Source organism: Symploca atlantica LB2515 (assembly GCF_052546295.1).
The window spans coordinates 3,083,220-3,098,994 of record NZ_JBQWMT010000001.1; the positions used below are offsets into that span (position 1 = coordinate 3,083,220).

Sequence of the window (15,775 nt, forward strand, 5' to 3'; positions counted from 1 at the left end):
TATTAAGTCATATCTGCAAACTGCAAAGTTTTTAATTTTGAGTTGCCAAGGATTACTCAGTCTCCATACTAAATTTTATGCAAAATGTCAGGTTGTTCGTAACAATCTTTCACATTGACTTAATTAAAAGCTTACAAGACTTTATAGCGGTTTTTTGCAAAAAAAATCTAGATAAAATCCGGAATGCTATGGTTGGAATTGGTAGCTCATTGTATTCCCCTAAAATCGGAATTTCTCATGCAGTTTCAGTTAACGAAGCTTGTTAATAGAGTCGTTAAAACTCTGATTTTGACGGCAACTATCGCAGTCTTGATACTTCCTGCTGCCGTCTATGCTCAGCAAGAGTCAATACCCATACCCCAAGGTGATAGTTTAGAGTCTGTATTAACTCGCATCCATGATATACAAGGGGCAACTCATAACTCTCAGCTGAAAGACCAAAAAGTTACAGGGGTTCCTGGTGTTGTCACTGCTGTACGGAATAATGGCTTTTACCTACAAGACCCCAAACCTGATAATGATTTAACGACATCAGAAGGGATATTTGTCTTCACCCGTGGGAAACCAACGGTTGTAGTAGGTGATGCTGTCTTAGTTAATGGAATTGTTAAAGAATTCATTCCCGGCGGTGCACCAACTGGCAACCTCTCAATTACTCAAGTTGATGCTTCTGGTGGGGATGCAGAAATTACTTTTCAGTCTGGTGGCAATACTTTGCCGGAACCAATTGTCATTGGTCAAGGGGGGCTAATTCCACCCCAGAAAGTAATTGATGACGATGATCTAACTATTTTTGATCCGACCAATGACGGCATCGACTTCTACGAAAGCTTAGAGGGAATGCTCGTGCAGGTCAATGATGCCGTAGTTGTTGGCCCTACCAAGAATGGGGAAATTACTATTCTTGGTGACCAAGGAACTAATGCTGTTACTCTGGCAAAACAGGGTGGTATTGTTATTGAGGCAGATGACTTTAACCCAGAACGAATCTTCATTGACGATGCGATTATTTTTCAGGAACCGCAAGTCAATGTTGGTGACAAGTTTAGTAGTCCAATTGTGGGAGTTTTAGACTATAGCTTCGGCAATTTTAAGCTACTCAACACTCAAGCTTTACCCGAAGTCATAGACAGTAAACTTGCCCAAGAAAGCACAGACTTAGTCAGTGCTACTAACCAATTAACAGTAGCTAGTTTTAATGTCGAAAATCTGGATCCTGGTGATGGTGATCGCTTTAGTAAGTTAGCTAATAATATCGCGAATAACCTCAAGTCACCAGATATTATTGGCTTAACCGAAATTCAGGACAACAACGGCCCCAAGGATGACCAACTTGTTGACGCTGATGCCACCTTTGATTTACTAATTAAAGGGATTCGTGATGCTGGCGGCCCTACCTACAAATCTGTAGACATTGCTCCCGTAGATGACCAAGATGGGGGTCAACCGGGAGGCAATATCCGCGTCGGTTTCCTGTTTAATCCTAACCGTGTCAGCTTGGTTGATCTTCCTGCGGGTACTGCAACCGAGGCGACTACAGTTGTTAATGGCCCAACTGGCCCTAACCTCTCCGTTAATCCTGGTCGCATTGACCCCAACAACACAGCTTTTCGGGAAAGTCGCAAGCCGCTAGTAGCTGAGTTTCTCTTTAATAGTCAGAAAGTGTTTGCTATTGCTAATCACTTCAACTCTAAAGGCGGTGACGATCCTTTATTTGGAATTAACCAACCACCACGGTTGAAGTCGGAAGCGCAGCGTCTTCAGCAGGCGCAAGTAGTTAACAAATTTGTCAATGACCTGTTGCAGGCAGATCCAGAGGCTAATCTGATTGTACTAGGTGACCTCAACGACTTCGAGTTCTCGAAGCCTTTACAGGTGTTACAGGGTGATGTCCTTGAGGATTTGGTAACGAAGATACCACTAAGCGATCGCTACACGTTTAATTATCAGGGCAATTCTCAGGTACTTGACCACATTTTAGTTAGCAAGCACCTAGTAAATGAAGCTGACCCTGAGCTAGATATCTTACACTTCAACGCAGGGTTTGCGGATCCAGTGAGTGATCATGACCCTTTGGTAGCACGTCTCACTCTTAATCGTGTTGTTGGTACGGTATCAGAACCAGAAGTTACCCCACCTCCGGAAGCAGAAACACCAGTTACCTTACCAGAAACGGAACCAGAAGTTACCTTACCTTCGGTAGCCACAACTATCATCTTCCCCGGCGAAACAGGTGAATCTCTGATTGCCAAACTAGCTGCTCAATATGCGCCAACTCGTCTACTTAGCTATGAAAATGCCAGAGATTTGATGTATGGAACTATTGACAGTGTAGATAACGTTTTAACTGGCGTTTATACAGGTTATCAAGTCAAATTAGATCCCAATGTTGCTCCGAGAAAGGATGCCTACCGCCAAGGGATTAATGCTGAACATGTTTGGCCTCAGAGCAAGGGTGCAAGCGGTGCTAAAAGTGATATTCACAATCTCTTTCCTAGCAGAATCAAGGTTAACAGCACCCGTAGTAGTTGGCCATTTGCTGAGATTGCTGACAACCAAACTACCAGATGGTTCCGGGAATTAGAGGAAATCAACACTATTCCTACGCAGAACATTGATGATTACAGTGAATTCAAATCTGGGGGATTTGAACCTAGAGAAAATAAGGCGGGAGATATTGCTCGTGTGATGTTCTACTTCCGCACTATTCACGGTGATCTGGCAAATTCAGGCTTTTTTGAGCCACAGCGAGAGACACTGTGTCAGTGGAATACCCAAGATCCAGTAGATACTGTTGAATTGGCTCGTTCTCATGCGATCGCTACTTCTGCTCAAGGTAACGAGAATCCCTTCGTTTTAGATACTACTTTGGCAGCAAGAACCTATTGCACTGCTGATTGAAACTTCAACTTGTAATGCTGTTCCTTCTAGGAATAAGCGATAGGTTTCACTGACCCTGTGGCAGGGAATTCTTTACTTCCCTGCCTGGTTTATCTGTGGTGAAATATTGCAGCGTTGCTCAAAAATTCAGGAGGAAAATGAACCACAGATGCACACAGATAAAATAGGCAGTTTTGACAATTTTTTAGGATGAATATATGAACTTGTTTGTTATTCTCGATATTGCCATTGGTCTGATTTTGATTTACTTGATTTTGAGCTTACTAGCATCTCAAATCCAAGAATTGATTGCCACGATTCTAGAATGGCGCGCTAAACACCTGAAGGGAGCTATTGTCAATCTTTTGTCAGGTAAGCTTACTCAAGATCTTTATCAGCATCCTCTGATTAAGTCTCTTAATCAAAAAGGTAGTTCCAGAAAAGAATCTACCGGGCCATCTTACATTCCTTCGCAGATATTTTCTGCAGCACTGCTAGAAATTTTACAAGATAAACCTCTTGCAGATAAATACCAAATAGATGTCAATAAATTAGAAACTGTAGATGAGTTTGTTAATAAACTTGAGCAGTCTAATTTACCTAAGGAATTAAAATACAATCTTGCTGTATTGGCAAAACAAGCGAAAGCCAAAGTGCAGGACACTCAAGAACAAATCCAACAGCTACAGCAAGAGATTGAGGTGTGGTTTGATAGCTCAATGGAACGTGCTTCTGGAGTCTATACACGAAATGCTAAAGGCGTTGCCCTTATCATTGCTCTTGTCATAACTTTACTAGCTAATACTGATAGTGTTTACATTATCAAAAGTTTAGCTAAGGAAGAGACTATTCGCTCTGCAGTTACTCAAATTGCTGACCAGGTAGTAGCGCCTAATTCGGAAGCCTTATCCTGTTTACAAGCTGCTCAGAATAGAGTAGAAACGGAAGCTTGCACTACAGATATCAGAGACGAGGTTAATTTTATCCTCGATGATATCTCACCTCTGCCCATTGGCTGGAATTTTGCCGAACCATTTGAAAAGCAATTCAGTTCGTTCAACATCAAAACTTTGGCAGAAGCAATTGTTGGTTGGCTATTAAGTGCGATCGCTATTTCGATGGGTGCGCCTTTCTGGTTTGATTTACTCGGTAAGGTGATTAATGTTCGTAATACAGGCAAAAAACCGAGAGCCTCTACTGACGATTGATACTTACTTCTCTCCCAAATTGCTCACCATAGTTGTGTGAATAAAGAGAGTACAGAAGTTCAGGAGTTCGCCTTGAGCCTTTTGTAATTCAGTATAAAAAAAGTGCGATCGCTTCAAGATAGCGATCGCACTTTTAAACTTAAATTTTAGCGTTGCCTAATTACGGGATTACTTGGGATCTTTGGCGATTCTTATCCTCCTTGTCCCCCTTGTCTCCCTCCTAAATTGCACTTGCCTTAGACAGCAGCAGGCACCTTATCTACGTCCACAGGTTGCACCTGGCTGAGGAGATTTTGCAATATCTCACCCTCAATCACTTCAGTTTCCAGGATTTGCTGGGCAATTTTTTCGAGTAAATCTCGGTTCTTTTCGAGAATCGCCAAGGCTTGCCGATGTGCGGTTTCTACAATTTCCTTGACTTCCTCATCGATCGCCTTTGCTGTGTCATTGCTCACCATACGGCGAGGATTCATCGTGCCATCCCCGATAAACTGATTCTGCTGGCCTTTTTCATAAGCCAATGGCCCGAGAACCTTGCTCATACCGTAGGTGGTTACCATCCTCTCGGCCAAATCAGTAGCTCGTTGCAAGTCATTAGAAGCACCCGTGGTAATGCTACCAAAGATTGTTTCTTCAGCAGAACGTCCACCCAGCATGGTTGCAATCTGACCCCGCAATTCGGCTTCATCTAACAAAAAGCGGTCTTCGGTGGGTAGCTGTAAAGTATAACCCAGCGCGGCCATACCTCGCGGCACGATGGAGATTTTCGCCACTTTATTACCACCAGGCATAGATGCGCCAACTAAGGCGTGACCAACCTCATGGTAAGCAACAATCTTTTTCTCCTTCTCATTAAGGACGCGGCTTTTCTTCTCTAAACCGGCCACAACTCGCTCAATAGCTTCAAAAAAGTCTGCCTGAGCGACAGTTTCGCGCCGAGCACGGGCGGCAAGTAATGCGGCTTCATTGACCAGATTAGCCAGATCAGCACCGGAAAAACCGGGGGTACGAGTGGCGGTTGCTTTCAGCTCGACATCTGCATTTAGCTTTACCTTCTGGGCATAGATTTCGAGGATTTTCAAGCGACCCGATAAATCGGGACGATCTACCAAGACTTGGCGGTCAAAGCGTCCTGGACGCAACAGGGCTGGATCTAGGCTTTCGGGGCGGTTCGTTGCGGCCAGCACAATAACTGTGGCATCCCCGGCAGCAAAACCGTCCATCTCAGTCAGCAACTGGTTAAGGGTTTGTTCCCGTTCGTCGTTGCCACCGCCATAAATACCACTAGCGCGGGATTTGCCAATGGCATCTAGCTCATCAATGAAGATAATACAGGGAGCTTTCTGTTTGGCTTGCTCAAATAAGTCGCGCACTCGCGCTGCACCAGCACCAACAAACAGTTCCACAAACTCAGAACCAGAGATGCTGAAGAATGCCACACCAGCTTCCCCGGCTACTGCTTTGGCTAGTAACGTCTTACCCGTTCCTGGAGGCCCGACTAGCAGTACACCTCTGGGAATGCGTGCTCCAATGTCGGTAAAGCGCTTGGGAGATTTGAGAAAATCAACCACTTCCACTAGCTCAGCCTTTGCTTCTTCTACTCCGGCCACATCAGCAAAGGAGACTTTGGTAGACTCACCTTCAACATATACCTTAGCTTTACTCTTGGTAATGGAAAGTGCTCCTTGCGGGCCACCGCCGCCAAAGCGCCCAGCAAAAAACTGCAAGATAGCCACAAAAATTAGTGGGGGGACAACCCAGCCGAGGAGAGTTGTAAACCAGTTACCTCTCGAAGGTGGGATTGCTGCAAATTCAACGCCGTTGTTCTCTAGTCGTTGGGGCAATTCAAGGTCGAATACGGGAGTAGTAGAGAGTACTTCCCCTTGCTGCTCATCTTGACCTTTAAGCTGGTAGCGGATTTCGTCTTGACCAACCTGAGCACGGACGACCTTACCGTCTTGCACTTGGTCGATGAATAGACTGTAAGGCACCCGAGACATCTGGGGTCCGAACAAGTTAGGTAATATCAGGTTTGCCAGGAGGAACAAACCCGCTAGCAAAAACAGGATGTTGGCAATCTGTCGATTGCGGGGTTGTTGAGGTTTGTCTTTAATAGCCATTGGCGTCTATTTTTTTCAGTTAAAGTGTTTTTATCTAGTTGGGTCAGAAGACCATATTCTCAGACTACCAGCCAAGCTAGGGACGTTTGCCCTAGAAGAGTGTGTCAATCTGCTTTTTTTGCTCTCGTAGGTAAATAGTAACTAATGTAAATTTTTATTTACAGAGGTTGACATGTAGTAGTTGGTAGTGTTTTCCGTAAAGAGACCTACAGGAATTTCCTACTGTTTTGTTAACCAAGTTTTGATGGGTTGGTAGCAATCCCTAAAGCGCCTACTAGGAAAGGATATAAGTATCTTCTGGCTCCTGGCAATTGCTTCGAGGGGGGAGCTGAGAGTATTTTTACTGACTGTTCGCTCAGTATGAGCTTACCCCTCTTCTGTCACTCTGGGGTAATTAAAATAATTTCAACAATTCAAAGAAAATCTCTAGCGGAGATTGCTCAAGTACTGGGCTTAAAATCCCCTCAATCATTGATTGCGTCATTAGCGATCGCCAGTTGTGTCTCCCAGAAATGCAATATTGTGATGGATAATCTTGTTGATTTCCGAATCAGCATCAAGACCAAAGTAGAAGCCTAGCTATTCTAGTTGTTCTTGTGCTAATACTCTAGTTTGTATTGAGTTTGGTTTTTAGCATTAATTATTTGTTGTAGGTCTGTCTTTACTTTCAACCTATCCAGCCTAATCAACAAATCTTTGTCTAAAAAAGTTTCTCTCTTTATCTAACTTTAGACAGCTTTACTACTTTAAGTTTAACCGAAGACGATAATAATTAAAATCCCTAAACTACTAATATATTTACTACTAGCAATTAACGGACATTTTTTTTACATAATTACCTCTCAAGGATTATGATAATTTATTGAGCGCATAACTTCAATACTTTGTCTAGGGTATCCCAAAAAGCTGATGCCAAATAACAGGAGCTGACGGCTGACTAATGACAGACCTACCAATTACACTGGAAACGATTTTTTCTCTGCCAGCTCTGCCTTTAGAGCATAGGGAATTGCTGCCAGAATGTCCAGGACTGTACTTTGTCTATTCTTTGAATGACGACCGTCAACTTCTGTACATTGGCAAAGCTGAAAATATTAGGGAGCAATGGTTAAATCACAATCGACTCAGGGATTTGCAGATTGTAGCTTGTGTCGTCTCTCAAGTTAATCTCGCTTGGTTAGAATTTTATGCAACTCCCGAAATTTTAAGCCAACAAGAGCAAATCTTAATCAAACGCTTCAGACCACCAATTAATGAATTAACCCTCCCAGATGACTACGCAGCGCCTAGTGAGCAACAGCTCATCGAAGGTACTATAGTTTTTGAGGACAAAAAGGAAGCTCAACCATCACCTTCACCTGTAGACTCCACCGATAGACCAAGGGCAGAAGTATTATTTGACGTAGTTCCTGAGTCAGTAGGTCAATTGCAAAAACAACCTAACTTCTGGGCTTGGGTAGCAATCTTGATATTCGTTGTATTTTTCATCTGGGAATCATTCTCCTAGTTGTGATACCAAATCAGTTTGATTAGTTATTGTATTAGCCTTCACCGCCAGTCCCTGTTTCCATTTGGGAGAGGGCTGTCTGAGAAGAGGAGGTAAGGGTTTTTCCTGAACATTAATCAACTACACTTGATATCAGTTATCACTCCCAACATTTTAGGATTCCAGGAATTTCAGAACCGAGAATTGACACTCCCCCGCTAACCGCTTTCGCGGTGTAGCGGGAGATTCTTGCTTCTCAGAAACACGCTTTTTGGCACAATTACCAACGAGTCTTACTGCTTCTCCACAAGCTTGAATTTCTGCGTGTCCCGCAGTATTTGTTTCTAGTATTCTTATCCCTTCTGCTCTTAAGTTCCGTGAGGCATTTTCATCCCTATCATGAGTTGCTTGGCAACCTGAACAAATCCACTCACGAATACTTAAATTCAGTAAATCATTTTTATGTCCACAACATGAACAAAGCTTTGAACTAGGAAAGAATTTGTCAACTTGAACAAATTTACCTCCCTCTCTTTCTAGTTTGTAGCTGACAAAATTAAGCAGCATACCCAAACCAGCATCATGTATTGACTTCGCTAACTTGGTACGTGCTAATCCTTTAACACAAAGGTTCTCCGCTACTATGACTTGGTTATCGTCAACTAACTTTCGTGAGAGTTTATGGAGAAAATCTTGTCTTGTGTTTGATATTTTTTCGTGAACTTTGGCAACTACTTTAACTGCTTTACGTCTCTTGTTAGACCCCTTAACTTTACGAGATAAAGCCTTCTGTCTAATTCGTAGTCGCTTGGCATATTTTCTAGTTGGCTTGATTGGGTCAACCTTATAACAAGTTTCACCGTCAAACACAGTTATTAAACTGGTTAACCCAAGGTCAATTCCTGATATTTTCCCTTCCTTGGTATTTGTTAAATCTCCGGTTTCAAATAAGATTGCAGCAAAATATTTATCTGTACTTGTTTGAGAAACAGTTACAGATTTAATCTTGCTGTTAATATTTTTTGAAAGACTAGCTTTAACAATGCCCAGCTTAGGTAGCTTTAAGTTACCATCCTTAATTGAACAACTTTCAGGAAATCGGATTGACTGTTTAGAGTGTTTACTTTTGAATTTTGGAAATCCTGTACGTTTGGCAAAAAAGTTTTTAAACGCAGTTTCCAGATTCTTGAGTGATTGCTGTAAAACAGCAGCAGTCGGTTCTTGTAGCCATTCATAATCAGTTAATTTCTTCAACTGGGTAAGGTCTTTAGCCATCTGACAGTAAGTCATACCTTTACCCGTTTCTTCATATTGAGTATTAGTTTTATTAAGGTAGAAATTCCAAACAAAGCGAGAACATCCAAAGCTCTTAGCTAGGGATATTTCTTGCTCTTTGTTTGGATAAATCCTAACCTTTAGTACATCTAACATCAATACAGCGTTGAGAAACTATTGTGGTAATCTACTATTTACCGCTATCTCTTGTCAATCTATGTACAACCATGGTTTTAGGTCTGTTTACCGACTTAACGCTCATATCGTTTTAGTTGTAAAGTACCGCAGAAAAGCTATTAATGCAGAAATACTAAAACGACTAAAAGAAGTAATCACAGACACCCTAAAAAAATGGGACTGTGAATTGTTAGACTTCAATGGCGAGGCAGACCATGTGCATTTATTAATTGACTACAAACCAAACAAACCACTCTCAACACTGATTGGGAATATCAAAACAGTGAGCAGTAGATTGATTCGCAAAGAGTTTCCTTGGCTGGCTAAAAAATACTTTGACAACAAGCCTTACTTTTGGACTGGTGCGTATTTTGTAGCTAGTTGCGGAGGTGTCACAGTTGAGCAATTAAAGAATTACGTTGAGAACCAAGAACAACCAAAACAATGATTCGCTACGCTCAATTTTTATACTGGTCGCAATTCATCTCCCGTTAAGTCTGCGACTGTAACGGGAGTCCTCTTGCTCCATTAAGATAGAAAACCCCCGACAGAATACCCGGACAACTAATTCAAGTAGCAAACTAGAGGCTATTTGCAAAAAATCGAGGCCTGCGCGACCCAAAAGCACCCTGATAATGCGCAGTCAAGTTGACCGACTTACTCGGAACAACACTGGAGTTTGCAAATAGCTCCTAGAGCCACCTTACTATCAATACTTCACTATGGGGGGTTCAGGGATGAGGGGAGACTCACCCCAGAGGGTAAGTAGTATTCAGCAAGCGGTAACTAACCCTAATCATTCAAACAAATCTAATGGTAAATGACCGTACATATCATTAATTCCAGCTTCGTAGGCAGACTGGCAAGATACCAAGACACCGCGATGTTCTCCTGGGTAGGAATCAAGATAACACAATCCCGAATTAGGATTGAATTTGAGATAAACTGAGCCATCAACTGAGTCTAATTCTAAAGGCGGCTGATAACCTAAAGCAGAAGAATAGGTTTTGAGAGCTGATAAAGCTTGGGCTGTGGTACTGGCACAAATTCCCAAGATTTGGTAGTCCGAATGCTCAGTTAATAGCAGTAGTGCTTGACGAACTAGGGCTTTTTCTGCTTCGGAGTTTACTGTTTTGCCTTCGATACAGTTGAACGGTTTAAGGATTGCTTGCGCTTCTTCAAGAGTTGGGTTAGTTGTGTTTTGGGTAGACATAAATTGGGATTTCAGTTAAGGTCAATTAACTAATTGTTTTCATTTAGAGAGTAATACAATTTTGGCGGATTAACCTTAATTAAAAAATTGGCAAAATCCTTACGGAATTGACCAGATTTTGATTGTTTTGTCCCGACTACCACTGACAATAGTTTTCTTGTCGGGACTAATAGCTAAGGAAATAACGTAACCAGTATGCCCCGTAAGGGTATTTTTTAACTCCCCAGTACTCAGATTCCAAATTTTAATTGTGTCGTCATCGCTGCCACTCACTAAAGTTTCTCCATCAGAACTAATAGCTAGAGTTCTTACCCAATCCTTATGACCATTTAAAGTCCTTCTGAGCGTGCCAATTTTGAGATTCCAAAGCTTAATTGTATCGTCGCTACTCCCACTTACTAAAGTCTCTCCATCGGGACTAATAGCAACTGCTCTCACCCAGTCTTTATGTCCAGTTAGAGTCTTTTTTAGCTCCCCAGTTTTAAGATTCCAAATCTTAATTGTGTTGTCATTACTACCACTAACAACAGTTTCTCCGTCAGGGCTGATAGCCACAGAATAAACAAAACTATCGTGTCCAGTAAGAGTTCTTTTTTCTTCACCAGTATCGACATCCCAAATTTTGATAGTTTTATCGTTACTGCCACTAGCAATAGTTTTCCCGTCGGGGCTGATAGCAACGGAAAAAACATCGCTCTTATGACCCGTTAGAGTTTTCTTGAGTTCGCCAGTTTTGAGGTTCCAAATCCTGATAGTATTGTCATAACTACCACTAACAATTGTCTCTCCATCCTGACTCATAGCAAGAGCATAAACCTCACCGCTATGCCCCGTGAAAGTATTTTGTGGCTCACCACTGGGCAAACTCCAAATCTTAATGCTTTTGTCACCAGCACCACTAACTAACGTCTTGCCATCAGGACTAATGGCGAGGGCATAAACATAGTCTTTATGGTCTTCAAGAGTTTTTGTATTCGAGATATTTGCTGAAGAGAGAGTTGTCGGGGAACTAGAAGTTTTCTGAGGCCACCAACCAAACAACCCACTGTTACCATCAGTAGTAAATTGCCTATATCCATAGATACCTAATAATCCCAGTAACAGAACAGCACCTCCTAGCAGCCAGGGTTTTTTAGACTTAGATTTAATCTTCTGTTTCACAGTAGCTACAGCTTGTGGTGGTGTTTGAGACGGAGAAACTACTTCGCTAGATATCTGAGTTGGCACTTCTGTAGGAATTAGTCGAGGTAGTGAGGTTGTTGACGGAGTAGGTGGGATTATTGTAGATAGTAATTGAGGTCGAGGCAAGTCTGACTCAGGGCTAGAGAAGAAAGTATTAGCCAGTTGAGGCGGTGCTGGAGGTTGAGGATTTAAATCTTGCAAGATAGCTTCTGCTGATTGATAACGCTGCTGCTGATCTTCTTGCAGTAATCTATCAAGAATTTGCTCTAATTTCGGCGATAGGGCATTCTCTGTTCCTAAAGATTGCTGCACCTGCTCCCACCAGTTAGAAACCCAGCTATCGCCCTGAATTCTCCATAATTCCCAGGGGTGAATACCTGTTAGTAGATGAAAGCAAGTGACACCTAAACTAAATAAGTCGCTAGCTGGATACGCTTCTCCATTCTGCACTTGTTCTATAGGTACATACCCCAAAGAACCCACGGTTATCCCTGATTTTGCCATTGCCATCGCCTGCAATTCTGGAGCTATGGCAAAATCAATTAGTACCAACTGACCCTGATTATCTACAGAGGAACGGCGCAGAATATTTGCCGGCTTAATATCTCGGTGAACTACACCTTGCTGATGGACAAACTTGAGGATGTTCAACAAATCAAGCAACAGTTTGCGAATTTTGGATTCACGGAAAGTTCCCTGCTGCTGTAACTCACGGAATAAGCTGCGCCCTTCAATAAACTCCTGCACCAAATACAGGTAGTTGTTTTCTGCAAAGTAAGCCAATAAACTGGGAATGTGGGGATGCTGTCCTAGTTTTTCGAGACGTTTTGCCTCTTTCTCAAACAAGTCCGTTGACTCAACTAGTGCTTCACTGCCTTCTCCTGGTGCGGTAAACTGCCTAATTACACACCGTTCATTTTGCCTTTCTGTATCTTGGGCTAAATAAGTTCTGCCACATCCCCCACTCCCAATAGGCTTTAGAAGACGATAGCGGTTATTGAGCAGCACCACCAGTTTTGTGCCACAACTCTGACACAACTTCAACTGATCTGGATTTAAGGGATTCTGGCAATTGGGATTAAGACAGCAAAGCATACTTGAAGGCATATCAAAAGGTTTGCATTTATTTTGCCTCTAGGATGGTCATCTTGCTCTTGATTAATCTCGGATTTTGACAACCTAATTAATTCCCAGCCTAGTCGGGTGATTAGTAATCTTAAAATACTTAGCCCATGACTGTCCTAAGAAAGTTATGGCATGGGCGAAACTTGAATAGTGGCGTCGTAACTCCCACTTACAATTGTCTGACCATCAGGGCTAATCCCGACATAAATAACCTCATCTTGATGTTTAATCAGAGTATCTCGTAATTGACCTGTGGCTAAATCCCAAATCTTGATGCTTTTGTCTTGAGATCCACTGACTAAAGTCTCTCCATCTGGACTAATAGCCAGGGAATTAACTCGGCTAGTGTGACCGACTAGAGTAGTTTTTAGTTCTCCCGTCTTTAAATCCCAGACCTTGATTTTACTATCCCCACCGCCACTAACTAACATCCGTCCATCCGGGCTAATGGCAAGAGAACTCACCCATCCAGCATGCCCAATCAGAGTGTTTTTCGGTTCTCCCGTGTTTAAATCCCAAATATTGATGGTGTTGTCCTTACTACCACTGACTAAAGTCTCTCCATCGGGGCTAATAGCTAGGGCAAGAATTTGATCGCTGTGTAGAGTGAGGGTATTGGTGAGTGCTCCCGTCTGCAAATCCCAAATCTTGATAATTTTGTCCCTACAACCACTCGCCAGCGTCTGTCCATCTGGGCTAATGGCAAGGGCAAGAATTTCTTTTTTCTGTCCCAGTAACTCGTTTTTGAGTTCCCCTGTATTAAGATCTCTAATCTGGATAACGGCGTCATCACCCCCACTGACTAACGTCTGGCTATCCTGACTAATCACGAGGGAACTAACCCAGCCAACATGCCCCATGAGAGTCTTGTTGAGTGTCCATGGTTGCAAATTCCAAATCTGGATTTCTTTGTTACCCCCACTAACTAGAGTTTTGCCATCTGGACTTAGGGCAATAGACACAGGTTGGTGAATGGAATATCCACCATTACTATTGACTAGCGCTGCTTGAGGATTAGGGGCAGTATTGGGTGAAGGAATATGCCAAATCCCATATCCCCCCAACCCCACCAAGATAAAAGCACCCACTACCAGCCAGGGGTTACGATACTTGGTCTTTTCGGCTTGAAGATTCCAGTCCCTTAAAACATCTTCTAAAACTTCTTCTACTGACTGGTAACGTTGAGCATAATTTTTTTCTAGTAGCTGGTCAAGGATATGTCCTAAGGTGCGGTTGACAGGCTGCTTGAGATACTCGCGCCAGTCAGAAGCCCAGCGATAACCCTGCATTTTCCACAGTTCCCAGGGGTGAATCCCACTAAGCAGATGAAAGCAAGTGGCACCCAAACCATACAAATCGCTGGCGGGGTAGACTTTGCCATCCTCCATTTGTTCCATTGGTACGTAGCCGAAGGAACCGATGGTTGTTCCGATTCTTGCTACCGTCTTGGCACTCAACTGCTTAGCTATCCCAAAATCAATGAGCACCAATTTGCCGTCTGTTTGGCGACGAATGATGTTGTCTGGTTTGATATCTCGGTGAATAACCTGGTGCTGATGGACAAACCGGAGGATGCCCAAAATATCAATTAATAACTCCCGAATCTTGAGAGCACTAAACGTCCCCTGCTGTACCAACTCTTGCAGCAAGGTGGGCCCTTCAATAAACTCCTGCACTAAGTACAGGTATTGGTTTTCCCGAAAGTAAGCTAACAGCTTGGGAATTTGGGGATGTTGCCCTAACTGTTGCAGACGCATTGCCTCTTGCTCAAATAACTCTACAGACTTCTCAATTGCCCAAGTTTCCTGGGTTTTCGGCGCTAGTTGTTTAACAACGCAAAATTCATCGAGTTTGTCTGCATCCTTAGCTAGGTAAGTTCTACCAAATCCTCCCTGATCAGAAAGCAACTGGATAATATAGTAGCGATTCCGTAATGCTACTAACGGGGCCCCACAACTTCGACAAAATTTTTCGCCACATAGGTTATGGGGATTTTGGCAATCGGGATTGAGGCAGCAGCTCATACGGGAAAGCCATCAGCAGGTCTGCTTCTATTTTCTCTCTAGACGAGCTGATTTGTCGCTTTCTCCAGCCAGTCTCAGTTTTTGTCCGGCAAAAATGAGTTTATGTCCTAACTATTACCTCTACTCTGGGGCGTTTATTTACTGCTGCCTTGCTCTTTTGTTCAACCAGCTCTCAATTTACTGAGAGCTGAGTTAAATTCTGTAACAATTGATATAATCAGTCTTGACTATTTCTCCTCACATGAAATATTGGTACGAAACTCTAGCAGTAGCACAGCGAATTTTGATTGAATTGTGGCGACGACGCCGTAGCCTGATTTGTTGGGCAATTTTTCCGATTTCTATTCTTTTACTCAACGGCTTTATTTTGGCTGAACAAGCTAAGCCTTCCCTGGCTGAAGCTTTTGAAAGTGCCGCACCTCTAACTCTTGTTGGTGCTGCTTTATTTTTTAGCTGTCTGGGCGGTAGTGTAGCAACAGTAGTGGCAGAGCGAGAACAACAAACTCTCAAGCGTTTATTTATTTCACCCTTAAGCGGCACCTCTTACTTTTTTGGTATCTTTTTAGCCCATAGCTGTATTGGTATTGGTCAAGGACTCTTGGTTTACAATATATCTGCTTTGTGGGGGGCTCAGTTTCGGGGTTCGGCACTGCTGGGAATATTGATTATCTCACTAAGTATCCTGTCTTACGTCGGCGTCGGATTTATTTTGGGTACACAGTTTGCCAGGCGGACTGAGGATGTCAATTCTTTAGTAGCAGCTTTTGGTGTCCCTCTCTTACTGCTGGGGGGAGCCTTTATTCCTGCATCATTCTTTCCAGAGAAGTTGCTAGCAATTGCTAAATACAACCCAATTTATCATATGAATGAAGCCTTGTTAGCTGTCTGGGATACTGGTAGTAGTTTGGCAGAAATTCAAGGGCATTTTGGGTTTTTATGTGTGTTTGCAATAGCTATGGTCACAGGGGGATGGCTTGCTTATCAACGGATGTTACGAGTTGAGAGGAGACTTTAACTAAAAATTGAAAATTAAGGAATTTTCTGGGTAAAAATTTGGATTAAATTAGCACTTAATTTTGCTTTCT

11 protein-coding genes are annotated in these 15,775 nt (G+C 42.7%); 6 read left to right on the forward strand and 5 right to left on the reverse strand.

What is annotated here, in order from left to right; translation table 11 throughout:
• Nucleotides 1–237 precede the first annotated feature (237 nt).
• Entirely contained in the window at nt 238–2,901 is a 2,664-nt protein-coding gene (locus tag ACT7WV_RS12850) for an endonuclease (RefSeq protein WP_445103267.1), read from the forward strand.
• A 197-nt stretch (nt 2,902–3,098) separates the two neighbouring features.
• Nucleotides 3,099–4,088 (forward strand): hypothetical protein, encoded by a 990-nt coding sequence (locus tag ACT7WV_RS12855; RefSeq protein WP_445103268.1) that lies wholly within the window; start codon nt 3,099–3,101, stop codon nt 4,086–4,088.
• Between the two features lie 236 nt (nt 4,089–4,324).
• Here ACT7WV_RS12855 and ftsH4 read toward each other — a convergent pair whose 3' ends face one another.
• Entirely contained in the window at nt 4,325–6,208 is a 1,884-nt protein-coding gene (gene ftsH4 / locus ACT7WV_RS12860) for an ATP-dependent zinc metalloprotease FtsH4 (protein WP_445103269.1), read from the reverse strand.
• Nucleotides 6,209–6,568: 360 nt separating this feature from the next.
• Here ftsH4 and ACT7WV_RS12865 point away from each other — a divergent pair, with 360 nt between their 5' ends.
• Entirely contained in the window at nt 6,569–6,787 is a 219-nt protein-coding gene (locus ACT7WV_RS12865) for a hypothetical protein (RefSeq protein WP_445103270.1), read from the forward strand.
• Nucleotides 6,788–7,148: 361 nt separating this feature from the next.
• Nucleotides 7,149–7,715, forward strand: a complete 567-nt coding sequence (locus tag ACT7WV_RS12870; protein WP_445103271.1) for a GIY-YIG nuclease family protein — start codon at nt 7,149–7,151, stop codon at nt 7,713–7,715.
• 153 nt (nt 7,716–7,868) lie between these two features.
• Here ACT7WV_RS12870 and ACT7WV_RS12875 read toward each other — a convergent pair whose 3' ends face one another.
• Nucleotides 7,869–9,125 carry an RNA-guided endonuclease InsQ/TnpB family protein gene (locus tag ACT7WV_RS12875; protein ID WP_445103272.1) on the reverse strand — a complete coding sequence of 419 codons (1,257 nt, stop codon included), beginning with the start codon at nt 9,123–9,125 and terminating at the stop codon, nt 7,869–7,871.
• Nucleotides 9,126–9,186: 61 nt separating this feature from the next.
• Between ACT7WV_RS12875 and tnpA the strand changes: the two genes are divergently transcribed.
• Nucleotides 9,187–9,594 (forward strand): IS200/IS605 family transposase, encoded by a 408-nt coding sequence (gene tnpA, locus ACT7WV_RS12880; protein WP_445103273.1) that lies wholly within the window; start codon nt 9,187–9,189, stop codon nt 9,592–9,594.
• 348 nt (nt 9,595–9,942) lie between these two features.
• Here tnpA and ACT7WV_RS12885 read toward each other — a convergent pair whose 3' ends face one another.
• The 3 genes from ACT7WV_RS12885 to ACT7WV_RS12895 all read right to left on the reverse strand — a co-directional run bounded on the left by ACT7WV_RS12885 (nt 9,943) and on the right by ACT7WV_RS12895 (nt 14,690).
• The gene (locus tag ACT7WV_RS12885; RefSeq protein ID WP_445103274.1) at nt 9,943–10,359 is read right to left on the reverse strand and encodes a DUF1824 family protein; all 417 of its coding nucleotides are present in this window, start codon (nt 10,357–10,359) and stop codon (nt 9,943–9,945) included.
• 99 nt (nt 10,360–10,458) lie between these two features.
• The gene (locus ACT7WV_RS12890) at nt 10,459–12,648 is read right to left on the reverse strand and encodes a protein kinase domain-containing protein (protein ID WP_445103275.1); all 2,190 of its coding nucleotides are present in this window, start codon (nt 12,646–12,648) and stop codon (nt 10,459–10,461) included.
• Nucleotides 12,649–12,791: 143 nt separating this feature from the next.
• A complete protein-coding gene (locus ACT7WV_RS12895) occupies nt 12,792–14,690 on the reverse strand; it encodes a protein kinase domain-containing protein (protein WP_445103276.1) in 1,899 nt (632 codons plus the stop codon).
• 241 nt (nt 14,691–14,931) lie between these two features.
• On the opposite strand from ACT7WV_RS12895, the gene ACT7WV_RS12900 reads away from it, so the two are divergent.
• On the forward strand, nt 14,932–15,705 hold the full coding sequence (locus tag ACT7WV_RS12900; protein WP_463424254.1) for an ABC transporter permease: 774 nt from the start codon (nt 14,932–14,934) through the stop codon (nt 15,703–15,705).
• The last annotated feature ends 70 nt before the right edge of the window (nt 15,706–15,775 follow it).